Consider the following 23,108-nt stretch of genomic DNA (forward strand, 5'->3'; position numbering starts at 1 on the left):
GGCGGCGGTGAGAAACTGACGGGGCCCGCGAAGCCGCCGCGGCCGCCCGACCCGCCGCACACCGGAGAACGCACCATGAGCCACGTCGCCGACCCCAGCCGCTACGACGGCACCATGCACTACCGCCGCACCGGACGCTCCGGGCTCGACCTGCCCGCGCTGTCCCTGGGCTACTGGCACAACTTCGGCGACGACAAGCCCTTCGAGACCCAGCGGCAGATCGCCCTGCGCGCCTTCGACCTCGGCATCACCCACCACGACCTCGCCAACAACTACGGCCCGCCCTACGGCTCCGCCGAGATCAACTTCGGCCGGATCATGCGGCAGGACCTGGCGCCGTACCGCGACGAGCTGGTGGTCTCCACCAAGGCCGGATGGGACATGTGGCCCGGCCCCTACGGCCAGGGCGGCGGCTCCCGCAAGTACGTACTCGCCTCCCTCGACCAGTCCCTGAAGCGCATGGGCCTCGACTACGTCGACATCTTCTACTCCCACCGCCTGGACGCCTCCACCCCGCTGGAGGAGACCATGACGGCGCTGGACACGGCGGTGCGGCAGGGCAAGGCGCTCTACGTCGGCATCTCCTCCTACGACGCCGAACGCTCCCGGCAGGCCGCCGCCATCCTCCGCGACCTGGGCACGCCCCTGCTCATCCACCAGCCCTCCTACAACATGCTCAACCGGTGGATCGAGACCGAGGGCCTGCTCGACGCCGCGGCCGACGAGGGCTTCGGCGTCATCGGCTTCACCGCGCTCGCCCAGGGGCTGCTCACCGGCCGCTACCTCGACGGCGTGCCCGAGGGCTCCCGCGCCACCCAGGGCAAGTCCTTCGCGACCGACTGGCTCACCGAGGACACCGTCCGGCGGCTGCGCGCCCTCGACGACATCGCCGCCCGCCGGGGCCAGAGCCTGGCGCAGATGGCGCTCGCCTGGGCGCTGCGCGATCCGCGCGTCACCTCGCTGGTCATCGGCGCCTCCCGCCCCGAGCAGCTGGAGGAGAACGTGGCCGCCCTCGGCAACCTCGCCTTCGGCGAGGACGAACTCGCCGAGATCGACCGGCACGCGGTCGTCGACGGCGACGTCGACCTGTGGCGGCAGGCCCGTACCGGCGCCCTCGGCTGAGGCGCCGCCCGCCCCGGACGCACGCTTCAGGCGCCCCCGGCGTTCCGGTCACAACCGGGTCCGCCGGCGATACGGAGCAGCCGGGGCGGCTCGTTTGCCGGTTCGGGCAGGCGCAGCGGCTCCAGCCCCGGTGTGACGGTGCCGAGCAGAGCCGCCCGGCGCGCCCCCGTACCCGAAGGGACCGCCCCCGGCAGGCCGTTGACGGTCAGGAAGCCCAACAGGGCGAAGGCCAGCGCCTCCTTGGCGTCCGACGGCAGCCCGAGCGCGTCGCTGGAGCCGAGGGCCACCCCGGGCAGCTCCTCGGCGAGCAGGCCCATCAGCACGGGATTGCGCGCCCCGCCGCCGGACACCACGAGCCGCGTCACGCCGTGCGCACGGCAGGCGTCGGCCACCGTGACGGCGGTGAGCCGGGCCAGCGTCGCCAGGACGTCGTCGGGTTCGGCGACGGGCGCCGCCGCGAGCGCGTCGAGCAGGTACGGCAGGTGGAAGTGCTCCTTGCCGGTGCTCTTCGGAGCCGGCCTGCCGTAGTAGGGGTCGTCGAGCAGCACCCGCAGCAGCGCCGGATCGACCCGGCCCGCCCCGGCCCGGCGCCCGTCCTCGTCGTACGCGGCCGCACCGTCGGTGAAGTGCCGTACGGCGGCGTCCATCAGGGCGTTCGCGGGCCCGGTGTCGAAGGCCAGCGGCTCGGCGCCGGGCGCGACGACGGTGACGTTGGCGATCCCGCCGAGGTTGAGGGCCGCGGGGACGCCGGGCAGGGCGGCCAGGGCGAGGACGTCGGTCATGGCGACCAGCGGTGCTCCCTGGCCACCGGCGGCGACGTCCCTGCCGCGCAGGTCGGAGACGACGGGCAGTCCGGTCGCCTCCGCGATCCAGGCGGGCTGCCCGAGCTGGAGGGTACCGCGCACGGCACCGTCCTCCACCCAGTGGTACAGGGTCTGCCCGTGCGAGACCACCAGGTCGGCGCCACCCCCGCACAGCTCGCGCACGGCACGTACGGCCACGTCGGCGAACGCCTGCCCGATGCCGGTGTCCAGCTCGGCGACGGCCCGCATCGTCACCGCGGCCGGGGGCAGACTGCCGGCGATCAGGTCGCGCAGCCGGTCGGGGTAGGGGGCGGAGAGGTGGCCGAGCGGACGCATCACCAGGGTCCCGTCCCGCAGTTCGAGGTCCGCGGCGGCCGCCTCGACGGCGTCGTAGGACGTGCCTGACATCAGGCCGATCACACGCACGATGCACTCCTGCGAGAGTTGGGCGGGCCGGACGGGCGCGGGGCCCGCCCGGACGGGATCACTTCCGGTCGGCCGCCGTGGTCAGCCGGTCCGGACCGGCACCCGGCTCCTCGTCGGGCGCGTTGCCCGCCGCGGACCGGGGCGCCCGGTGGAACAGGCTCAGCACACCGCCGACGACCAGGGTGATCACCACGCCGATGGGCACCAGCCACTGGGCCGCGATCGCCTGCGACACCGTCGTCCCGCCCGTGGTGACGTCGATCTTCACACCGCGCACGATGTACGTCATCACGCCGATGGTGACCAGGAAGGCCACGACGGAGTCGGCCTCGTTGGCCCGTTTGACGAGCCGCCCCAGCAGGAAGGCGCCGAGCAGCGCGCCGTAGGTGTAGCCCGCGATGGTCAGACCGGTCAGATACACGTTGCCCGTGCTCGCGCTGAAGGCGCAGGCGAAGACCGCCATCAGCGTCGCCCACACCAGTGTCATCCAGCGGGCCAGCCGCAGCAGCGCCTCCTCGGAGGGCGTGGTGCGGAAGAAGCTGTGGATGATGTCGGCGACCGTCGAGTTGGACATGGAGTTCAACGCAGAGGACAGCGAGCCCATCGCGGCGCCCAGGATGCCGGCCACGAGCAGACCCGAGACGACCACCGGCAGCCCGTGCAGGATGAACTCCGGGTAGAGGTTGTCCGAGCTGGACAGGCCCAGGTCCGAGAAGGACCTGCCCTCGTTGTACGACCACAGCAGCGCGCCGACGAGCGAGAACGCGGCGAATTGGACGGTCACGAAGACGCCCGAGGCGATCATGGCCTTCTGGCCCTCGCGCAGTGTCCGGGTCGCCAGCACGCGCTGGACGATGAGCTGGTCGGAGCCGTGCGAGGCCATGGCGAAGATGGCGCCGCCGACGATGGCCGTGGGCAGGGCGAACGGGCTGGTGAGGATGTGGGCGAGGTCGAAGTCGGTGTCGAAGAGCGTGAACTTGCCGGCGTCCAGGGCACGCGCGTAGCCGTCCCCGCCGACGTGCGCGGACAGCACCGCCACGGCGAGGACCGCGCCGCCGAGGTAGAGGACCATCTGGATGGCGTCGGTCCAGATGACCGCCTTGATGCCGCCCAGGTAGGTGTAGACGACGGTGATGAGCGTGATCACGACGATGATGACGCGGTAGCTCGCGTGCACGCCGAACTCGTCGAGCAGCAGCTTGATCGGGATGGCGGAGGCGAACAGCCGCACGCCCTCGGCCAGGAGCCGGGTGAACACGAACGTCACCGAAGCGAGCCCCTGCAGCTTCAGCCCGAACCGGTCGCCCAGGTACTGGTAGGCGCTGACGAAGCCGCCGCGCTTGTAGAGGGGGATCAGCACGGTGGCCACGACGACACGTCCGACGACGTAGCCCAGGGCGAGTTCGACGTTGCCGAACCCCTGGCCGCTGTAGGCGCCGCCGGGGACGCTGATGACGGTCAGCACGCTGGTCTCCGTGGCGACGACGGAGAAGGAGACCGTCCACCACGGCATGTGGCCCTCACCGACGAAGTAGTCCTTCGCCGACTTCTGCCGGCCTGCCTTCCGCAGGCCGATCCAGGCGATCCCGATCAGATAGACCACGATCACCACGAGGTCGAGCTGGCGCACGCTTGCTCCTAGGCACGGGCCGGTGGGGTCGCCGGCGTGGGGGGAGGGGGATGGGCGGCCGTCCGGCGGACGCGGACGACGAGACGGGCATGAGGGGTGGAGCGGTCCACGGCCAGCAACCGGGCCCCGTCGAGGGGGTCGCCGAGCGAGGACGTCAGCCGCACCGGGAGTCCGGACCCGGTGAGCGCCGCGGTCAGCGGCGCCGTCAGGGCCGGGCCGAGCCCCGTGAGACCGCCGGTGACGGCCAGCGGCAGCGGGCCGCCGTCCGAGGCGATCCGGCCGGCCGCCGCGAGGGCGGTCTCGGCCAGGTCGGCGGCCGCCTCCCGGACGATCGCCGAGGCCACGGCGTCCCCCGCAGCGGCGGCACGGGCCACCTCCGGGGCGAACGAGGCGGCCGTACGAGCCGGGTTGCCGTCCCGTCCGACGGTCGCCGGCAAGCGCTCGGGATCGCCGAAGAGACGGACGGCCGCGTCCAGCAGAGCGGTGGCCGGGCCCCGGCCGTCGTGGGCGCGCAGGGCGGCGCGCAGTCCGGCCGTGCCGATGCGGGCGCCGCTGCCGTCGTCGCCGAGCAGGGGACCCCACCCGTCGATGCGTGCGTACGTCCCGTCGGCGCCGATGCCGACCGCGACCGACCCGGTGCCGATTGCCAGCACCACACCCGCCCGCCCGCCGAGCGCACCGGCGTGGGCGGTGACGGCGTCGCTGGTGACCGCCGCCTCGTCGACGGGCAGGTCCTCCAGGAGGGCGCCCGCCAGGGAACGGGCCGCCGCGGGGGCCGAAGCCGCTCCGGCGGCACCCACCAGGACCGCTTCCGGCCGGGCACCGCCCTGCTCGCGCAGCAGCGGCTCCACGGCGGCACGCACGGCCGCACGGGCCGCCGCCACGCCGTCGGGCGCCGCGAGACCGGGCGCACCGGCCACGGAGCTGACGGACGGTGAGGAGCCGGCGCCGCGCCACAGCAGGGCGCGACAACCGGTCTTCCCCAGATCCACCGCCACCACTGAAGTCATACGGCTCGCCCCTTGCCCGAGGGACCCGGCACGTCGAGAGCCACCGGGTCGTCGGTGACCGGTGCGGATCGCCGTCCGAGTATGGGAACGCCGCCCTCCGGATGTCAATAAGTAACGTGCGGTCGTTCACCGCGTAACTTTTTGACGCCCTCGGGGCGCCCCCTTACCCTGTGTTCACCACACCCAGGAGGGGCCATGGTCCGCCAGTCCTCGTCCCGCGTACCGGAGCGGTCCGCCCAGGACGCTCCGCCCGCCGACATCCTCACGCGCATCCGCGCCGCCCGCCCCGCCCTGGCTCCCTCCGAACGGCGGGTGGCCGACGCCGTCCTGGCCGACCCGGGGCAGGTCGCGGAGCTCTCCATCCACGCGCTGGGGGAGCGGGCGAGCACCTCGGCGGCCACGGTCATGCGGTTCTGCCGCACCATCGGCACGGGCAACTACCCCCAGCTGCGCCTGGCGCTGGCCGCCGCGGCGGCGCGGGAGCACGCCCTGGGCGGCGAACGGGCGGCGCAGGGCGGCACCGACATCAGCCCCACGGACTCGCTGGACCGGATAGTCAGCAAGATCATCTACAACGAGGTCCGGGCCCTGGAGGACTCGGGCGCCGGACTCGACGTCGAGGTGCTGGGCCGGGCGGTCGACGCCGTGGCCAAGGCCCGCAGGGTGGACATCTTCGGTGTCGGTGCCAGCGCGTTCGTCGGCCAGGACCTGCACCAGAAGCTCCACCGCATAGGCCGGATGGCCTTCATCTGGAGCGACCGGCACGCGGCGCTCACGGCGACGGCCCTGCTGGGACCCGGCGACGTGGCCCTGGCCGTCTCCCACTCCGGCGAGACCGAGGACACCACCGAACCCCTCCGGGCCGCGGCCGAACGCGGAGCCACCACCATCGCCCTGACCAACGACCCGGGCTCCACGCTCGCGACCAGTGCCGACCTGGTGCTGACGACCTGCGCGCGGGAAACGCCGTTCCGCTCCGGCGCGACCGTCAGCCGCATCGCCCAGCTGGCGGTCGTCGACTGCCTCTTCGTCGGCGTCGCCCAGCGCTCCTACGACGCGGCGACCACCGCCCTCGAAGAGACCTACGGGGCCGTCCGGCGCCACCGGCGACCTGCGCGCCGCACCGGGTGACGGGGCGTCACCGACGTCCGGTCCCCACGCCTCCCGCCTCCGGGTACTCGCCCTCGCGCAGGCTCGTCACCAGCTCGCGCGGCAGACCGTGGGTGTCGTGGAGGTAGTGGAAGTCCTCCTCCCCCAGCGGGCCCCGGAAGCGAGGCCGGGCGAGCACGTTCCGGCCGCGTTCCAGGAGCCGCCGGAACCGGCGCTCTTCCTCCACGAGCACGTGCCGTACGAGACCGGGATCCCCGTCCTGGCGGAAGTGGTCCCACGTGTGCGTGATCAGCTCCCGCGGCAGATCGCCCAGCTCCCGTGAGGGATCGTCCCGCCACACCACGGTGAGCAGCCGTCGCACCAGGCGGCGCAGCACGTATCCCTGGCCGGTGTTGGCCGGACGCACCCCGTCGCCGACGACCACGGCCGACGACCGCAGATGGTCGCAGACCACGCGAAACGACGGTTCGTCCAGCGGCCACAGGGACGGCAGCAGCCGACGCCACGGCTCGAAGACGTCGCACTCGAACACCGACGACCTGCCCTGGAGCAGCGAGGCCAGGCGCTCCAGACCCAGGCCGGTGTCGACGTTGCGCTGCGGAAGCGGCACGAGACGGCCGTCGTCGAGCCGGCGGTGACGCATCATCACGTGGTTCCAGACCTCCACCCAGCGGTCGTCGCCCGTGGGCGTGGACCGGGGCGGGGTGTCACCGCTCCACAGGAAGATCTCCGAGTCGGGTCCGCACGGACCCACCGGCCCGTTGGACCACCAGTTGTCCTCCTCCGTCAGCTCCACGGGAACGCCGCGCTCCTGCCACAGCCGCAGGGACTCGGTGTCCGGCCCGACCTGCTCGCCGCCCCCGTACACGGTGGCGTGCAGCAGGCCCGGGTCGACGCCCAGGCCCTCGGTGAGCAGCCGGTGGGCCCAGTCGAGGCTCTGAGGGCCCTCGTAGTCGCCCAGCGACCAGGTGCCGAGCATCTGGAACACCGTCAGATGGCTGCTGTCGCCGACCGCGTCCAGGTCGGTGGTGCGCAGACAGCGCTGCACGTTGACCAGCCGCCGGCCCAGCGGATGGGGGCGGCCCTCCAGGTACGGGGTGAGCGGATGCATGCCGGCGCTGGTGAACAGCACGGGGTCGCCGGGTTCGGGCAGCAGTGTCGAGCCGGTGATCCGGCGATGACCGTGCTCCTCGTAGTACTCGACGAACGTCCGGACGACGTGCTCGGTGTCCATGAGGTGACTCCTTCGCTTCGAGGCGGGAGGGGCACCGGAGAACAGCGTGGTGTGGTCCTCGCACCGGGGCGAAGGCGATCGGGCGCCACGTGAACCACCGACGGGCCGTTTCCGGTCGCCGGTGGAAAAAGGAAGGTCAGGCGGCGGCAACCGGCGAGCTGGTCGCTCGCGCGGTCGCGGAGGTGCGTGTGCCGATGACGTTCATGTCACGAACATAACGCCTCCGGCCCCTGCGAGCACCCGGATATCCGCAACCGCGGCATCCCGTCCGGCCGTCCCTACCCTGGTAGGAACAGCGCGCCGACCGACACGGGGGAGCACCATGGCCGACTTCGGTCCCTTCAGCAGGCGGGAGCACCTTGCCCGGACGCTGCTCACCTCGTTGTGGGCACTGATCCCCGTCCTGACCCTCGGCGTCGGGACGCTGCCCCTGATGATCCACGCGACGGTGCGCACGAAGAGCGGGGCGCAGGCACTGGCCACCGTGCCCTACGGCGTGGCGACCGCGCTGTTCCTCGTCTTCGACCCGGACGTGTCCGCCACGAACGAGACCGTCTTCGGCGTCGCCATGTTCTTCAACATCCTCGTCGGGACCGGCCACGCGTTCGGGATCCGGTCCCGGGTGTGGAAGAGCCCCGACGCGGAGCTGATCCGCCCCCTGCAGCACCGGCAGCGTGCCCTGCTCGCCGCGCACCGCGACGAGCAGGCGGCGCGGCACACCGCACGCGGCATCGCCGCCACCGACCCGCGCCAGGCGCTCGAACTGCGCATCGGCCGCGCCGACCTGCCCGACCGGGCGTTCCCCGACGGCGGTCTCGTCGACGTCAACAACGTGCCGGCCGACGTCCTCGCCCGGCACCTCACCCTGTCGGACGAACGGGCCGCGCAGATCGTGCGCACACGGGCGGTCGTCGGCGGCTTCGCCTCGGCCGACGACCTGTCCGTCACCATGGACCTCCCCCCGCGCCATCTCGACGCGGTCGCCGACCGGTTGGTGTTCCTGCCGCCGCAGGAGGCGACGAAGTCCGGCCGGGAACGCCCCTCCGACGGCCCCTCGTAAGACCTCGGCCCTCACCGCGCATCGGTTGCCCGACGGCTCCCCGCCCACACGGCGGGGGTCCGGCCCGACCACGGCTGTGCCCGTTCGAGCTGTCCGGCGAGGCGGAAGAGGAGATCCTCGCGCCCGAAACCGGCGGCGAACTGCATGCCGATCGGGAGTCCCGTCCCGGTGTCGGCCGTCAACGGCACGGACATGGCCGGAGTGCCGGCCACGTTGAACGCCATGGTGAACGGTGAGCGGTCGTTGAGCCGGTCGATCCAGCCGAGGCCGTCGAGGGCCTCCGCCCCCTCGCCGTAGGCGCCCAGCGGCGGCGGCAGCTCCGGCAGGGTGGGGGTGAGCAGCAGGTCGTGGGTGCCGAAGAACCCGGCCAGAGCGCGGGCGACGCGGTTGCGCAGGGCGAGGGCGTCGACGAACTGGGGCCCGCTGACCCGCTGTCCGTAGCGGTGGGCGGCCAGTGTCGACGGCTCTAGGGTCGAGGAGTCGACGGGCCGGCCGAACGCGGCGGCCAGACCGTCGACCGAGGCCGCGAGATTCGCCGTCGACAGGCGGGCGTTGGCCAGCACGAACTCCTCCCAGCCGGCACCGAGGCCGACCGTGACCTCCTCGGTCCGGTGGCCGAGGGATTCGAGCAGCCGCACCGTACGTTCCAGCGCGTCGGCCACCGGGGCGGTGGTCCGGCGTCCGCCCCAGGCCTGCGGGAGGACCCCGATCCGCAGCGGGCCCGGAGCGCGGGTGACTTCCTGCGAGTAGGGGACGGGCGGCTGCTCGGCGAAGTAGGGGTCACCCGGTTCCGGGCCGCGTATCAGGTCGAGCAGCGCCGCGCTGTCCCGTACGGTCCGGCTGACGCAGCCCTGGACGGCCAGCCCGTTGAACCCCTCGTCGAGGGCGGGCCCCATGGAGACCCGGCCGCGGGTCGGCTTCAGCCCGAAGAGGCCGTTGTACGCGGCGGGGATGCGCAGCGAGCCCGCCGCGTCGGTGGCGTGGGCGAGGGGAACCGCCCCGGCCGCGACGGCCGCACCCGCGCCGCCGCTGGACCCGCCGGCGCCGCGGCCGGGGTCCCACGGGTTGCGGGTCGGGCCGTACAGCACCGGTTCCGTGGTGATGCTGTAGGCCAGCTCCGGTGTCGCGGTACGCCCGAGGGTCACCAGGCCGGCCCGGCGCAAGCGCCGCATCAGGAAGGAGTCGGAGCGGGCGACGTGCCCGGCCGCCAGACGGCTGCCCATCTCGGTGCGCCGGCCCGCCATGGAGATTCCGAAGTCCTTGATCAGGAACGGCACTCCGGCCAGCGGCGTGCTGCCGGGGGCGGGCCGGTCGTCGGCCGGCCAGGTCTCCACGACGGCTGTGAGCGCCGGGTCGACCGTCCGCACCGCCTCGCGGGCGGCCGCCTCCACCTCGGCGGGGGACACCTCGCCCTTGGCCATCAGCTCCGCGAGCCCCACCGCGTCGTGGCGCACGTACTCGGAAACCCTCACTGTCACTCCTCGGAAGACGCCGAACGATACTCATGAGTACCACTCGATACCGAGCGGTATCGTGTGGGACGGACTGGTACCGTAACAGGAGGGGAAGGGCCCCATCGAGCGCACGTCACGGAGCAGGGATGACATCGACCGCCGCCAGACCGGGCAGAGTGGCGAAGCTGCCGCCGCGTGAGCGCATCCTCGACGCGGCCGAAGAGCTGTTCCAGCGAGAGGGGATCCAGCGCGTCGGCGTCCAGGCCGTCGCCGAGAAGGCCGAGACCACCAAGATGGCGATCTACCGGCACTTCGAGACCAAGGACGCACTGGTCGCCGAGTGGCTGCGGATCCTGGCCGCCGAGTACCAGGCGGCCTTCGACCGGGTCGAGGCCGAACACCCCGGCCGGCCCCGGGAGCAGATCCTCGGCCTGGCCCGCTTCATCGCGGAGGGCCTGCCGACGCTCTCGTACCGGGGCTGCCCCTTCGTCAACTCGCTGGCCGAACTGCCCGACCGCTCCCACCCCGCGCGGCGGGTGATCGAGGAGCACAAGGCGCGCCAGACGCGCAGACTGGTCGGCATGTGCACCGAGGCCGGGCTGCCCGACCCCGAGCAGGTCGCCGCCCAGATCACCTTCGTACTCGAAGGCGCGCAGGTCAGCACGCAGAACGGAAGCATCGACCGGGCGGGGGAGCGGTTGCTGCGCATCGTCGAGGCGATCCTCGACCAGTAGGCCTCGGGCGCACCGGGCCCCTGGCGCGCGGGCCGGGGGCCCGGTGGTGACGGGGCCGAGTCGGTACGTGTCCGTCCGGGGGGCGGACGGTCCGTCGACGTTCAGGACGCCCGACGCGGGCGGCCACCCCCGCTCCGCGGGTGCCGTCAGCGCCGCGAGGCGTGTGCGGTGTCGCGGTCGGCGTCGCCCCGGGGGCCCGTCGCCCAGGAGGGGAGCCAGGTGTCCTCGGGCAGTGGGGCCAGGGTCGCGAAGTGGCCGACGACGGCCCGGAGCCCCGGGTGCGGATTCTCCCGGGGGAGGAGGAGCGAGAGCGGGTAGGCGAGCGTCGGACGCACGATCGGGATGCGGCGCAGGTCGTGGCCGGCCGGCCAGACGTACCGGTCGCGCGAGCCCACGAGGGTGGCCACGTCGTCGGAGTCGGCGAGGATGTCGAGGAGCACCTCGTTGCCGAAGTTCGGGCCGGTGGCGTCCACGCGGAGGTCGAACGCCGCGGTGAGCTGATCGTAGAAGTCCGCCCATTCGCTGCCCGGCGCGATGCCGGGCACCCAGATCCGGTGCCCGCGCAGCCGGGCCGGAGTCACGGCGCGTGCGGGGGCGAGCGGGTGCCTCGGACCGACGACGAGTTCCAGCGGGGAGTGGAAGGCGTGGATCATCCGCACCTCGCGCGGCAGGGTGGCCGGGTCGGTCACCGAGCGGAAGGAGGCGTCCACGTCGCCCGCCTGCACGGCGGCCACCGCGAGACGCGGATCGTCGACCTTGAGCGTCACCACGTCGAGCTCGGTCTCGGGGTGTGAGCGCCAGTAGTCGTGCAGGACGACGGCCTGCGCGCTCCGCAGGCCCAGAACGTCGATGCGCAGGGCCCGCGAGCCCCGCCGGATCGCGGCGACGGCGCGGTCGACGTCCGCGACGATGTTCCGGGCGTGCGACAGGAAGGCCTGGCCGTCGAGGGTCAGCTCGACCCCCCGGGCGGTGCGGGTGAACAGCCGGACGTCGAGTGCGCGTTCGAGGGCCGCGATCCGCTTCGAGACCGCCTGCTGCGTCACGCCGAGCTCGTCGGCCGCGTGCCGCAGCTGACCCAGCTCGGCCGCGCGGACGAACGACCGCACCGCCTCGGTATCCATGGCGGCGAGCATAGGGCGTGCCCGACCGGTGCGGACGCCCGCACCGCGGCGCCGGGGCCCGCGTCCTCGTGCCATAACCTCGTCCGTGGGAACGTCGGTTGCCATGTGTCCACACCCAGGAGGCGGCGGTGCTCAACAAGGGCGGCTCGCGATTGCTCATATGCGCCGTGGCGCTGGCCTGCGTGGCGCTGGTGGGCCCCAGTGGCCCCGGTGGCGAACCCTCCGGCCGGTCCGTCGAAGCCGTCAAGGACGTCGTGCCGAACCGGGTCATGACGTGGAACCTGTGCAACCCCTGCGACGCGAGCAACCTCGACCGGGCGGCGGAGATAGCCGCCTACGCGCCCCAGGTCATCGGCATGCAGGAAGCGTGCGCCCGCGACGTCGACCGGATCCGGGACTACCTGGAGGTCTACCACGGGCTCGTCTACCACGTCGCGTACGGATCGGTCCTGGACAACTGGAGCCGCTGCGGGGGAGCACCGTGGAACCCGGGCGGCTTCGGCCAGGCCATCCTCTCGGCGGCACCGATCACCGACCGGGTCAACGTCGAATACCCCGACGGCGGCTCCGAGGACCGGGGATATCTCGCGGTCACCACCGAGGTGGGCGGCCGGTCCGTCCGGGTCTTCGACACGCACCTCGCCCAGCGGCGCCAGGAGGCGTTCCGCAGGGACCAGGTGAGCGTGCTGGCCCGGGAAGTCGCCCGGCACGACCGCGCCGTGGTCCTCGGCGACTTCAACGCCGTGCCGGACGCCGCCGAACTCGACCCCATGTGGGCGCTGGCCACGGACACCGACCCGCGGTGCCGCCCCGCGGCCGCCGGCAACTGCGAGCCCACCACGGACTGGCGCAGCAAGTTCGACTACGTCTTCCTGCGCGGCATCGCCCCGCTCCGGCACCGGGTGGTCCGCACCGCGCACTCGGACCACGACATGCTCTACAGCGACCTGGACGTGACCTGAACCCGCGTCACCCGATGTGGTGGCTCTCCCAGAAGGGGCCGAGATCCCCGTCCGTCATGGACTGGGCGGCCCGCTTGAAGTCCTCGGTGGTGGAGACCCCGAACCAGTGGTCCCGCGCATAACCCTTCAGAAGCCGCGCCATGGCCCCGGGGCCCAGGGTGCGTTCCAGGTCGAACAGGGCGCAGGGCCCCGCCGTGTAGACGAGGTGGTACTCGCCGCGGTGCTGCGACCAGTAGCCCATGGAGGCGGTCAGTTCCGTGCCGTCGTCGGGCCAGTAGACGTCCGACCAGCAGTCGTCCGTCTCCAGGCCGTAGAAGCGGAAGTTGGCGTACTGGGCGAAGCTCTCGTCCAGCCACGGCGAGGCGTACTCGTCGTTGCCGACGATGCCGTACCACCACTGGTGCGCCAGTTCGTGGACGACGGCGCCGCCCTCCTCGGTGGTGCCGAGCAGCACGAGGCCGGGATACTCCATGCCGCCGCCGAACCCACTGGTCATCACGAGATCGACCTCGCCGTAGGGATAGCGCCCGAACTCCCGGCCGAACCGGTCGATCGCGGCGACGGCCTCCTCGCGGCTGAGGCGCACGCCCGCCGCCGAGGTGCCGGGCGCCCAGTACGCCCTCACCCGCACACCCCCGTGGGAGGTCTGCGTCGCCGTGCGGAAGGGACCCGCGGCCCACGCGAAGTCGCGCACCCGCTCCGCGACGCTGAGGGTCACCGTACGGCCCGGACCGCCCGGGCGGGTCCAGGTGCGGCCCGTCGCCGGTACCTTCAGGCCCGACGGGTGGTCGAGCCGGACCCGGAAGTCACCGGTGAGCGCGTAGAAGCTCTCGCCGACGGCCACGTACGGGTCGAGATGCCAGCCCCGCTCGTCGTGCACGGCGAGCACCGGCAGGGCGTTGCCGAGGAAACGGACGGCGCCCTCGCGGCCGAAGCGGGCGTTGCGGTCGGGCACCGTGATCGAGACGTCGAAGGCGACGGACGCCCGCTTCCCGTGCGCCAGGGGCTTCGGCAGGGCGATGCGCAAGGCCGTGCAGTTCACCGTGAGCGGGTCCGCCGTGCCGCCTCGTACGCCCGACACGACGACCGGGGAGGAGACGCCCGGCGCGCCGGGCCCGCCGGGCGTGCCGCACCCGTCCTCCCCGTTGCCCCACAGGCGCAGGTACACCTCGCGCAGCGGCCGGTCGGAGGCGTTGCGGAACGACACCCGCTGCCGCCCCGTCCAGTGACCGCCGTCGGCGTCGGACCGGAGGGCCACGTCGTAGCGGGCGCGGTCGGGTGTCGACGCCGCCCCGGAGCCGGTCGGCCCGGCCGCCGCGACGGCGTCGCTCACCAGGGTGCCAACCGTCAGGATCAGCGCGAGCAGCACCACGAACGGACGACGGCCGGCCCTGAGCGGCCACGCGTCGGACGAGGACGTGCCAAGCAGCGACATGGCAGCGGATACTGCCACAACTCACCCATCACGCAAGCCACTTGGCCGAAGCTTTGGGCCGCCGGGCCCCGAGCGACCGCATAATCGGTTGCCCGCCCGCGTCTGCGGCGGATGCAATGTCCGGCATGGTCACCCAGGTGCGCCCCCGAGGGCGGGACGACAGCGACGCGCACGTCCGGATCGGCGCCCTGGCGCCGCTGACCCGGCCCGGGTGGCACGAAGCGGGCCGCCACCTGCTCGCCGGAATGGAACTGGCCGTACGCGACGTCAACGACGCCGGTGGCGTCGCGGGCAGACCGCTCGAACTGGTGGTCCGGGACACGGCGGCCGATCCGGACCGGGCCGCGGCGGCCGTGGACGAACTGGCCCGCCTGGGCGTGGCCGCCCTCGCGGGGGAGTACCACAGCGTCGTCGCCCGTGCGGCCGCGTCCCGGGCCGATGCCCTCGGTCTGCCGTTCCTGTGCTCGTCGGCCGTGCTCGACGCGCTCACCGAGCGGCGGACGCCGTGGGTCGCACGCCTGCCCACGGCACAGTCCCGCGGCTGGCGGATCTACGCGGACTTCCTCCTCGCCGCGGGCCACCGCCGTATCGCCGTGGTGGCCCAGCCGAGTCTCTACTGGACGTCCGGTGCCCGCATTCTGCGGGACCACCTCGCCGCGCGAGGCGGCACCCTCGTCGCCCTCGACCTGCCCGAGCCGGACCCCGCGCCGGTGTGCGACGCGCTCGCCGAGCAGGACGCGAGCGCCCTGCTGCTCCTGGTCGGCATCCCCGAACCGGCCGTGTCGATCGTCCGGTCCGTCCGCCGCGACCGGCGCCTGGCCGGCACCCTGATCGGTGCACCGGCCGGGCAACCGGAGTTCGCCTCATGGGCGGCGGCGCTGGCCGGGGACGGCGCCGCGATCCCGTTCCTGCGCTACCTTCCCGAGCGACTCGGCCCCCTCGGCGCGCGCGTCGGGGCGGCCCTTCGCGAGCGGCTGGCCGAAGCGCCCTCCTTCGTCGCCTTCGAGGGCTACGACACGGTGGCGGTCCTCGCGGGCGTGCTGCGCTCGCACGGCGTCGGCCGGCCCCTGACCGCCGAAACCTGGGCCCAGGTCTCGGCCGAGGGCACCCGGGGACGGATCCGCTTCTCCCGCGCGCCGGGCGCCACCGTGTGGCAGTGGCTCGATGCTCCGGTCCAGGTCGTCGACCGCGACCCGGCGGAACCCGGCCGCTTCCGCGTCCTCCACACCGGCTGACACACCGGCCCGCCGATCCGCGCGACCTCCGCGAGGCCGAGGGGCCCGGTCAGCCGTACATCGCCACGCGGTGGAGCTCCGCGAGCGCGTCGTCGATGGGATGGGGCCGCGGCCGGCCCGATGCGTCGAGCGCGTTCCACCTCTGGAGGTTCACCGCGACGGCCATCCGGCGCCTGCCGTCGGCGCTGATCGCGGCCAGCGTCCCGGCGCCCCAGGCCGTACCGCCGTGACCCCAGAAGGTGACCGGGCCGGGCGCCGGGACCGGGTGCAGACCGAGGCCGTACTCGATCGTCCGTCCCTCCTGCGAGACGACCGGCACGGTGCGCCGCATCTCCGCGAGCGACCACGGGCTCACGATCTCACCGGCCAGCAGCATGCCGAAGAAGCGGTTCAGGTCCGAGACGGTGGATATCAGCGAGGCCGACGGCCCCACCCACGACATGTCGTAGACGCTGTAGTCGCGCGGCGGGTCGATCATGCCGAACCAGGCCTCGTACAGGCGCGAGTGCGGCCCGTCCACGTACGGCCCGGCGGGCAGCTCGGTGTCCGGCAGCCCGGCGCGCTCGATGACGTCGCGGGTGATGCACCGCTCGGCGGTGGTGCCGGTCACCCGTTCCAGAAGCAGGCCCAGCAGCAGGTAGTTGGTGTTGGAGTACACGCCCGGCGTGCCGCCCGGGGCGCCGACGGCGGGTGCGGCGACGCCCAGTTCGATCAGTTCGGCGGGCTCGAACCGGGTGAACCGGTGGTCGTCCAGGCTCTGGGGCCCGGTGTCCGCGAGCGCGGGGAACGCCTTGAGGGACGGGTAGGCGTGGGGGAGGTACTCGGCGAGACCGCTGGTGTGGTTCAGCAGCATGCGGACCGTCACGGCGTCGCCGCGCCGCCGGGGAAGCACCCCCGGCAGATACCGGCCGATCGGCGTGTCGAGACCGATCCGTCCCTGCTCCACCTGCCGCAGGACCGCGGCGGCCGTGAAGGTCTTGGTGATGCTGCCGACCCGGTGGCGCATGTCGGGGCCGACCGGGCGGCCGGTGGCGGTGTCGGCGACCCCGGCGGCGCCCCGCCAGACCCGGTCGCCGTCCCGCACCTCGGCGAACAGGCCCGGCATTCCGGCGAGCCGGACGTTGTCGACGGCTGCGTCCAGTACTGCGTGATCCAGTGAGTCACTCACGACGTGCGTCCCTTCCCCCAGCCGTTCGACTGGCCTTGCACCCATTATGCACGCGGTGCGTGCATCGCCATGTGCACAGGAGGAGGGAGGGATCCGATCGGGTTCCGGCCGGGCATGCCCGCCCTCGCGCCGGGTAGGACGTCACGTGCGGGCGCGACCCAGGCGCCCGAAGAGCGAGGAGTGGCGGACGTGATTCGAAAGCTGCAGGCGGTCGCGCTGGACTGCGCCGATCCGGTACGGCTCGCGGAGTTCTACGCGGAGCTGCTCGGCGGGCGGGTGGTCGCCGACCCGGACGACGCCGGGTGGGTCGAGGTGCACGGGTTCGAGGGGACACCGCTGGCCTGCCAGCGGGTGGACGGCTACCGGGCGCCCCAGTGGCCCGGACAGGACCGGCCCCAGCAGCTCCACCTCGACTTCGACGTCGACGACCTCGAAGGCGAGGAGAAGCGGGCGCTCGCACTCGGCGCGACGGTCCTGGAGCGGACGGACCAGATCCGCCCGGACGCCAACTGGCGCGTCTACGCCGACCCGGCCGGCCACCCGTTCTGCCTCTGCCTCCACTGAGTCACCGCCGGCCGGCGACGGCGGTGCCGACCGTGCCGGCGGGACTCCGCACGTACTCGGTCCTCCGGGGTCAGGCCCCCTGCGCCGCCGCGGCCAGAATCCCGGCCAGCTCGACAGGCCGGGTGATCATGGGCCAGTGGCCCGAGTCGATGTCCGCGAAGTCGACGTGCCCGGCCCGGGCGAGCTCCGGAACCTCGCCCGCGTCGATCCACTTGCGCGCCTGCGCGGGCGTGAACTCGGGGCACACGAGCAGGACCGGCACGTCGAACCGGCGCTCGTCGGTCAGCCGCACCACACCCCGGGCCACGCCCTCGGGCACCAGGACCGCGGCCGCCGCCATCTCGCGCCTCGCCGCCTCGTCGAGGTCCGCGGCATCCGGTCCCTGGAAGGGCTCCCAGCCCGGAAACGGCATGACACCGTCCCTGACCTCGAAGAAGTCGGCGTACGGCTGCCCGTCGGGGGTCGGGACGCCGCCGATGAGCGCGACCCTGGCCAGCCGCTCCGGTCGCCGGTCGGCGGCCAGCCAGGCCAGTGCGCAGGCCGCGGAATGCCCCACCACCATGGGCTTGCCGGGCGCCGCGTCCACCGCGGCCAGCACCGCCGCCACCTGGTCGTCGAGCGTCGCGGTCGCCGCCCCGTCGCCCTGTCCCGGGAGGGTGAGCGGCACCGGGCGGTGGCCGAGGGACTCCAGTGTGGACGCGACGCGAGTCCACACGGTCGCGTCCAGCCACAGGCCGCCGATGAGCAGGATGTCCATGATCGGTTCCCTTCCTCTGCTTGGCTTCACCGTAGGAGGAGATCCGGACGATCCACTGCCGGTTCGTCTCCCGCGCCCCTCACGCGTGTCAGAGGTGCGGATTAGCCTGTGCCCGTGCCGAACGACGTCAGCCCCACCGCGCGAGCGCTCCGCGCCCTGGAGATCCTCCGGACCCGCCCCGCCACGACGGCCGACGAACTCGCCGTGCGGCTGGGCGTGACGGAGCGCGCGGCGCGGCGGTACGTCGGGATCCTCAGAGAGGCGGGCATCCCGGTGGAGTCGGCCCGCGGACCGCACGGCGGCTACCGGCTGGGACGCGGGACGAGACTGCCGCCCGTGCACTTCACCCAGGCCGAGGCCCTGGGCCTGGTGATGGCGGCGCTGAGCGGCCGACCGGCCGTGGCCGACGCGGACGATCTCGTCGGCGCCGCCCTGGGCAAGGTCGTCAAGGCGCTGCCGGAGAGCGTCGGCCGGCAGGCGGCACTGCTGCGGGAGTACGCGTCCGCCGCTCCCGACCCGAACGCGGCCCATCCGGATCCGGCCGTCACCAGTGCCCTCGTCGAGGCCGTCGCGCACCGGCGCCGCGTACTGCTCGCCTACCGCAGCGAGGCCGGCAACGCGTGGGAGGAGGAGGCGGACCCCTGGTCCCTCGTCGTGCGCCACGGGCGCTGGTACCTGCTGTGCCACTCCCACCGCGCCGACGCGATGCGCACCTACCGGGTCGACCGGATCGGCCAGGTCCGGCCCACCGCCCAGGGGTTCGAGCCGCCCGCGGCCTTCGACCCGGTGGCGGTCCTGGAGGAGAACCTGGGCAGCGGATGGCAGTTCACCACCCGGGTGGTGTTCGACGCCCCGCCGGCCGAGGTCGCCCCCTGGATCCGCCCGCCCATGGGACGGCTCGAACCCCTGGACGACGGCTGCCTCCTCGTCGGCAGCACCCGCAACCCGGACATGTACGTGCAGGACTGGCTCGCCGGGATGCCCTTCGCCTTCCGTATCGACGGCGGAGACGAACTGCGGGCCGCGGCCGCCGCGCTCGCGGCGCGCTTCACCGCCGCCGTGGCGGACCAGCCCCCGCCGCCCGGCTCGCGCTGAGCGGCGGGGCCGGGATCAGGAGGCGCGGATCGCGGAGATGTCGAACTGCAGGCGGACCTTCTCGCTCACCATGCTGCCGCCCGCCTCGAGCCGCTGGTTGTAGACCAGACCCCAGTCCCTGCGGTCGATGGTGGTGGTCCCGTCGAAGCCGGCCCGTTCGTAGCCGAACGGGTCCACGACCGAACCGAGGTAGTCCAGTTGCAGCTCGACGGGCCGGGTGGTGTCCCGGATGGTGAGCTCCCCCGTCATGCGGAAGCTCTCCGCCCCCTCGTGGGTGGTCGAGGTGCTGCGGAAGGTCATCTCGGGGTAGCGGCGAACGTCGAAGAAGTCCTTGCCGACGAGGTGGGCGTCCCGTTGCTCCACACCGGTGTCGACGCCGGCGACGCGGATGACGATCTCGGCCCGCGACTCGGAGGGGCGGGCTCCGTCGAAGTACAGCGTGCTGTCGTAGTCGGTGAAGGCCCCGCGGACCGTGGTGACCATGGCGTGCCGCACGGAGAAGCCGATCCGGCTGTGCGGGCGGTCGATGGTCCAGTGCCCGGTCAGCGCGCGCAGCGCCGGATCGAGCGTGGCCGTCCCCGTCGCGGACCGTGCGGCGGGCCGGTCCTGGCCGGCGGCCGTTGCCGGCTCCGCGGTGGCGGTCTGGCGTCGGCTGAAGATACCCATGAGTCGTAGGCCTTTCGAATCGATCACCTCGTGTTATCACGAAGGCGATCAGCGGCCCGCGGCAAGATGTGCGGCCCCGTCCGGCTTCCACGACCCCGGCCGCAAAGCTGCACCGGTTCGACACCGGGCCCCACGTTTGTGCACGTGACAGGCTCAACTCAGCCGTCCCAGCGCGTCCCGCAGCCGCCGCGCGTCCCGCAGCCGTTGCTCGTAGGTGGCCCCCAGCACGAGCAGCACCACACCGGCGAGGGCCGGAGGCACCCAGCGGGGGAGCGCGCCGACGACCTGGGTGATGTACGGGGCCAGTTCGTGCAGCGTGACCAGCGCGAGCACACCCGTGCCGAGAACCAGCGGCGCCTGGAGACGGTGCCGGGCGCCCACCAGGGTCACCACGAGCGCGGCGACACCCAGCAGCAGGGGTCGCAGCCAGTGCCGGTCGTCCCAGGCGGCGAGCAGACTCGGCAGCAGGGTGACGGCCAGCCCGGCCCCGTACACCGTCCACGAGGAGACCGCCGGGTCGCGGCGCCGGCGCAGATAGCCGACGACCAGCGCGGGCCCGGTCACCGGGAGGGTGTAGGCCTCCGGCGTGGTGACGTCCCAGGCCGTCAGGCGCACCCAGGCGGCCAGCAGGAACAGCGCGGCAGCCGCCCAGCCGGCCGGCCGCCGCTCCGGACGCAGCGCGGTGCCCGCCACGAGGACACCGCCGAGGGAGAGCACCAGGGCCAGCATCGGCGGATCGGTCACGGCGAGTGCGAGCGCGAGCAGCCCGGCAGCCGCGCCCGCCGCCTCGACCGGCACGGTCGCGCGCGAGCCGCTCGTCCGCGCCGCGACCAGCGCCGCGACGGCGGGGACGACGAGAACCAGCAGCGCCGTCTGAGGCGGCCGCCAGCCCGCGGACGCGCCGATCGCGCAGGCCAGCGCCGTGGCATGGACGAGCGCGGCGAGCGAAGCCGGCCCCGGGCGGCGGCACACGGCAGCGAACACGGCCGTCAGCGACGCGAGGACACCGATCGTCGCGGGCTCGGAGGCCAGCGAGAGGAGGGCGAGGTCGACCGAGGTGACGAGCGCCAGCAGGCGGGCCGTGAGCGTCACGGGCGACGGCCGCGGCTCGGTGCGGTCGGCCCACTCCGCGAAGCCCAGCGCCGCCACGACCACGGCCCCCTGCGCCACCAGGCCGGCCGTGTACGTCAGTTGCAGCACCGGCGGAAGAACGAGGGCCGCCGCCCAGCCGAGGACGAGTGCCGCCGCCGTGGCGGCCGGGCGCCGCGTCGTGTTCCGTCCGGCGAGCAGCAGCACCGCGGCCACGGCGGCCAGGACCAGCGGCACGGTGGCCGCGTACGGAGGCCAGGGCACGTGCGTGAACACGGCGTCCCGGACGTCCCCCGGCACGCCGGACCACGGCCGCGCGGCCTGGGCCGAGGGACCGAGGACGGTACCGGCGACCAGGGGAACCGACCACAGCACCGCGAAGCACTGCACGACCGCCGAAGCACGTACCAGCCCCCGGCGCAGCGGCCGGGGCAGTGCGGTCCGGTTCACCGCCAGCAGTGCGACGCCGCAGGCCAGACACCCCGGCACGGTCCACTCACCGGGCACCGCGACCCACAGCACCCCGCCGGCCCCCGAGACCAGGCACAGGCCCGCGGCCAGAGCGGCACCCACGGCGACATCGGCGTCGGGGACGAACCGGCCGGCGAGCAGCGCGACCGCCGCCGCCCCGGCCAGGAGCGCCGCCGCCCGAGCGGCCGTACCCGGGTCGGACGCGCTCCAGCAGAGCCATCCGGCCGACAGGACGCCGACGAGGCCCATGCCCAGTGCGCCGACCACGGCGACGACCCGCACCGACACCCGGACGGCCCGCAGGGCGACAGCGGTACCACCCGCGGCGGTCACCAGCAGCACGGCCGTCACCGTGTGCGGGCCCGCGCCGGCGGCGATCGCCCAGAGCAGCAGGGGAAGATGGGCGGTCGCCACGGCGAGCGGAAGGGGGTGCCGGAGCCCGAGGCGCGTGCCCTCGCCCGCCGAGGCACCCTGCGCCGTCCCCCGGGCGCCGGTGGGCGCCGACGCGCCCGCAAGCACGGCGTACGCGGTCCACACCCCGGCCAGGACGGCGGACGCGCCCGCCGCGTACCCGAAACCGTCCGTGCCGGCGAACGCCACCTCGTGCAGCGCGTAGGCGTCCAGCACGGTCAGGGCCGTCCCCAGCGCGGCCACGGCCTCGGCGGTCGACCGCAGCCCGCGCCGCAGCAGCACCACGGGCCCGCCCAGCGCCGCGACGGTGAGCGCGCCGAGCACCAGCGCGCGTCCCGCGATCCCCAGGTGGCCCCAGCTGACGAGGGTGAACGCGACCGCCGCGATCGTCAGCAGCACACCGCCGAGCACCAGCAGGACGTTCTGCACACCGGGTGCCGAGGCCTCCGGCCGGCGGGCGACGGCACCCCCGCCGGCCCGCGGCGGCCCGCCCCCCGGCGCGGTCCCGGCACCCGGGGCGGGCTGCCGGGCGGCGGCCCGCAGCGTGTGGACCAGCCACTCACGGCGCCGCAGCAGGACGGCACGGCGCATATCGAGTTGCCGCAGCTCGGCGTCCAGGAGCCGCAGCTCCTCGGCCGGGGGCGGAAGGTTCGTCATGCCTGGGAGTGTGGCCCCCGCCACGTGCCGGGACATGAGCGCGGATACTCAGGCCGTACTCATTGCCCCCGGTTCCCGCCTTGCCGGACCGTTCCGGCCGGGGGCAGGGTGGAGGGATGAGCGGTCAGGAGGGCCCCACGCTCATCGCCTCGGTGCAGCGAGCCTTTCGGCTGATGGAAGCCGTGGGCGCCCACGGGAGCGGCGTACCGGCCAAGCAGCTGGCGCGCGAGACGGGGCTGGCCCTGGGCACCACCTACCACCTGCTGCGCACCATGGTGCACGACGGCTACGTGCGCAAACTCGACGACGGCACCTTCGTCCTGGGGGAGAAGCTGGGCGCACTGCACGCCGGGAGCCGCGACCAGACGGCGCTCAGCAGGGTCCGGCCCACGCTTACGGAACTTCGGGACGGCCTGTCGGCCGCGGCCTACCTGACCCTCTACGAGGAGGGCGAGATCCGGGTCGCGGAGATCGTGGACGGGCCGAAGGCGCCCCGTGTCGACCTGTGGGTCGGCTTCGAGGACGCGGGACACGCCACCGCGCTCGGCAAGAGCGTGCTGCGCGAGCTGGACGCCGACGCCCGCGCCGACTACCTCTCCCGTCACACACTGAACGATCTCACCCCGCGCACCATCACCTACCGCGCCGAGCTGCTGCGCCGTCTCGACGCCGCCCCGCGAGGCCCGGCGGTGACCGACATCGAGGAGTACCGGCTGGGCACCGCGTGCGTCGCGGTCCCCGTCCGCCGCGGCGACACGATCGGTTCGCTCGGCATCTCCGTGGACGTCAACCGCACGGCCCACCTCGAAGAGGCGGTGGCGACGCTGCTCGGCACCGCGGAACGGGTGTCCCGGGGTCTCTCGCTCACCATCTGAAAACCGGGCTCTTGTGGCA

20 protein-coding genes are annotated in these 23,108 nt (G+C 73.7%); 9 read left to right on the forward strand and 11 right to left on the reverse strand.

The genetic code is table 11. From position 1 onward, the window contains the following. Positions 1-75: 75 nt before the first annotated feature. A complete protein-coding gene (gene mgrA / locus D1J63_RS34870; protein ID WP_125634534.1) occupies positions 76-1,122 on the forward strand; it encodes an L-glyceraldehyde 3-phosphate reductase in 1,047 nt (348 codons plus the stop codon). Positions 1,123-1,148: 26 nt separating this feature from the next. Here the strand turns inward: mgrA and D1J63_RS34875 are convergent, their stop codons facing one another. Genes D1J63_RS34875 through D1J63_RS34885 form a run of 3 tightly spaced genes read right to left on the reverse strand, consistent with a single transcriptional unit; the run spans position 1,149 to position 4,991 of the window. Next, complete coding sequence (locus D1J63_RS34875; RefSeq protein ID WP_125634536.1) at positions 1,149-2,351, reverse strand: anhydro-N-acetylmuramic acid kinase; 1,203 nt, start codon at positions 2,349-2,351, stop codon at positions 1,149-1,151. Between the two features lie 58 nt (positions 2,352-2,409). Next, positions 2,410-3,981, reverse strand: coding sequence for a sodium:solute symporter (locus D1J63_RS34880; protein WP_125634539.1), 1,572 nt, complete (start codon positions 3,979-3,981; stop codon positions 2,410-2,412). An 8-nt stretch (positions 3,982-3,989) separates the two neighbouring features. Then, the gene (locus D1J63_RS34885; protein WP_125634541.1) at positions 3,990-4,991 is read right to left on the reverse strand and encodes a BadF/BadG/BcrA/BcrD ATPase family protein; all 1,002 of its coding nucleotides are present in this window, start codon (positions 4,989-4,991) and stop codon (positions 3,990-3,992) included. Between the two features lie 195 nt (positions 4,992-5,186). Between D1J63_RS34885 and D1J63_RS34895 the strand changes: the two genes are divergently transcribed. Beyond that, positions 5,187-6,122 (forward strand): MurR/RpiR family transcriptional regulator, encoded by a 936-nt coding sequence (locus D1J63_RS34895; RefSeq protein WP_125634543.1) that lies wholly within the window; start codon positions 5,187-5,189, stop codon positions 6,120-6,122. Between the two features lie 7 nt (positions 6,123-6,129). Here the strand turns inward: D1J63_RS34895 and D1J63_RS34900 are convergent, their stop codons facing one another. Continuing rightward, positions 6,130-7,335, reverse strand: a complete 1,206-nt coding sequence (locus D1J63_RS34900; RefSeq protein ID WP_125634545.1) for an alanine--tRNA ligase-related protein — start codon at positions 7,333-7,335, stop codon at positions 6,130-6,132. A gap of 322 nt (positions 7,336-7,657) precedes the next feature. Here D1J63_RS34900 and D1J63_RS34905 point away from each other — a divergent pair, with 322 nt between their 5' ends. After that, the gene (locus D1J63_RS34905) at positions 7,658-8,395 is read left to right on the forward strand and encodes a helix-hairpin-helix domain-containing protein (RefSeq protein ID WP_125634547.1); all 738 of its coding nucleotides are present in this window, start codon (positions 7,658-7,660) and stop codon (positions 8,393-8,395) included. Between the two features lie 11 nt (positions 8,396-8,406). On the opposite strand, the gene D1J63_RS34910 is transcribed toward D1J63_RS34905, so the two are convergent. Then, entirely contained in the window at positions 8,407-9,867 is a 1,461-nt protein-coding gene (locus tag D1J63_RS34910; protein WP_125634549.1) for an amidase, read from the reverse strand. A gap of 128 nt (positions 9,868-9,995) precedes the next feature. Here D1J63_RS34910 and D1J63_RS34915 point away from each other — a divergent pair, with 128 nt between their 5' ends. Then, positions 9,996-10,583, forward strand: a complete 588-nt coding sequence (locus D1J63_RS34915; RefSeq protein WP_102932371.1) for a TetR/AcrR family transcriptional regulator — start codon at positions 9,996-9,998, stop codon at positions 10,581-10,583. 146 nt (positions 10,584-10,729) lie between these two features. Here the strand turns inward: D1J63_RS34915 and D1J63_RS34920 are convergent, their stop codons facing one another. Next, positions 10,730-11,704 (reverse strand): LysR family transcriptional regulator, encoded by a 975-nt coding sequence (locus D1J63_RS34920; RefSeq protein ID WP_164713112.1) that lies wholly within the window; start codon positions 11,702-11,704, stop codon positions 10,730-10,732. Positions 11,705-11,802: 98 nt separating this feature from the next. Between D1J63_RS34920 and D1J63_RS34925 the strand changes: the two genes are divergently transcribed. After that, the gene (locus D1J63_RS34925) at positions 11,803-12,666 is read left to right on the forward strand and encodes an endonuclease/exonuclease/phosphatase family protein (RefSeq protein WP_125634553.1); all 864 of its coding nucleotides are present in this window, start codon (positions 11,803-11,805) and stop codon (positions 12,664-12,666) included. 7 nt (positions 12,667-12,673) lie between these two features. Here D1J63_RS34925 and D1J63_RS34930 read toward each other — a convergent pair whose 3' ends face one another. After that, complete coding sequence (locus D1J63_RS34930) at positions 12,674-14,101, reverse strand: M1 family metallopeptidase (RefSeq protein ID WP_125634555.1); 1,428 nt, start codon at positions 14,099-14,101, stop codon at positions 12,674-12,676. Positions 14,102-14,217: 116 nt separating this feature from the next. Between D1J63_RS34930 and D1J63_RS34935 the strand changes: the two genes are divergently transcribed. Next, positions 14,218-15,336, forward strand: coding sequence for an ABC transporter substrate-binding protein (locus tag D1J63_RS34935; RefSeq protein WP_125634557.1), 1,119 nt, complete (start codon positions 14,218-14,220; stop codon positions 15,334-15,336). A gap of 49 nt (positions 15,337-15,385) precedes the next feature. Here the strand turns inward: D1J63_RS34935 and D1J63_RS34940 are convergent, their stop codons facing one another. Then, positions 15,386-16,504 (reverse strand): beta-lactamase family protein, encoded by a 1,119-nt coding sequence (locus D1J63_RS34940; RefSeq protein ID WP_241235642.1) that lies wholly within the window; start codon positions 16,502-16,504, stop codon positions 15,386-15,388. 189 nt (positions 16,505-16,693) lie between these two features. Here D1J63_RS34940 and D1J63_RS34945 point away from each other — a divergent pair, with 189 nt between their 5' ends. Beyond that, entirely contained in the window at positions 16,694-17,068 is a 375-nt protein-coding gene (locus D1J63_RS34945) for a VOC family protein (protein ID WP_164713113.1), read from the forward strand. Positions 17,069-17,138: 70 nt separating this feature from the next. On the opposite strand, the gene D1J63_RS34950 is transcribed toward D1J63_RS34945, so the two are convergent. Next, positions 17,139-17,825 carry an alpha/beta hydrolase gene (locus tag D1J63_RS34950; RefSeq protein ID WP_125634563.1) on the reverse strand — a complete coding sequence of 229 codons (687 nt, stop codon included), beginning with the start codon at positions 17,823-17,825 and terminating at the stop codon, positions 17,139-17,141. Positions 17,826-17,939: 114 nt separating this feature from the next. Here D1J63_RS34950 and D1J63_RS34955 point away from each other — a divergent pair, with 114 nt between their 5' ends. Further along, positions 17,940-18,920, forward strand: coding sequence for a WYL domain-containing protein (locus D1J63_RS34955; protein WP_125634565.1), 981 nt, complete (start codon positions 17,940-17,942; stop codon positions 18,918-18,920). Positions 18,921-18,935: 15 nt separating this feature from the next. On the opposite strand, the gene D1J63_RS34960 is transcribed toward D1J63_RS34955, so the two are convergent. Beyond that, positions 18,936-19,586, reverse strand: coding sequence for a YceI family protein (locus tag D1J63_RS34960; RefSeq protein WP_102932363.1), 651 nt, complete (start codon positions 19,584-19,586; stop codon positions 18,936-18,938). 153 nt (positions 19,587-19,739) lie between these two features. Further along, on the reverse strand, positions 19,740-22,214 hold the full coding sequence (locus D1J63_RS34965) for a hypothetical protein (protein ID WP_125634567.1): 2,475 nt from the start codon (positions 22,212-22,214) through the stop codon (positions 19,740-19,742). 116 nt (positions 22,215-22,330) lie between these two features. Between D1J63_RS34965 and D1J63_RS34970 the strand changes: the two genes are divergently transcribed. Then, complete coding sequence (locus D1J63_RS34970) at positions 22,331-23,089, forward strand: IclR family transcriptional regulator C-terminal domain-containing protein (RefSeq protein WP_164713114.1); 759 nt, start codon at positions 22,331-22,333, stop codon at positions 23,087-23,089. The last annotated feature ends 19 nt before the right edge of the window (positions 23,090-23,108 follow it).

The sequence above is a fragment of the Streptomyces sp. KPB2 genome (assembly GCF_003950055.1).
In the GTDB taxonomy this organism is placed as follows: domain Bacteria; phylum Actinomycetota; class Actinomycetes; order Streptomycetales; family Streptomycetaceae; genus Streptomyces; species Streptomyces salinarius.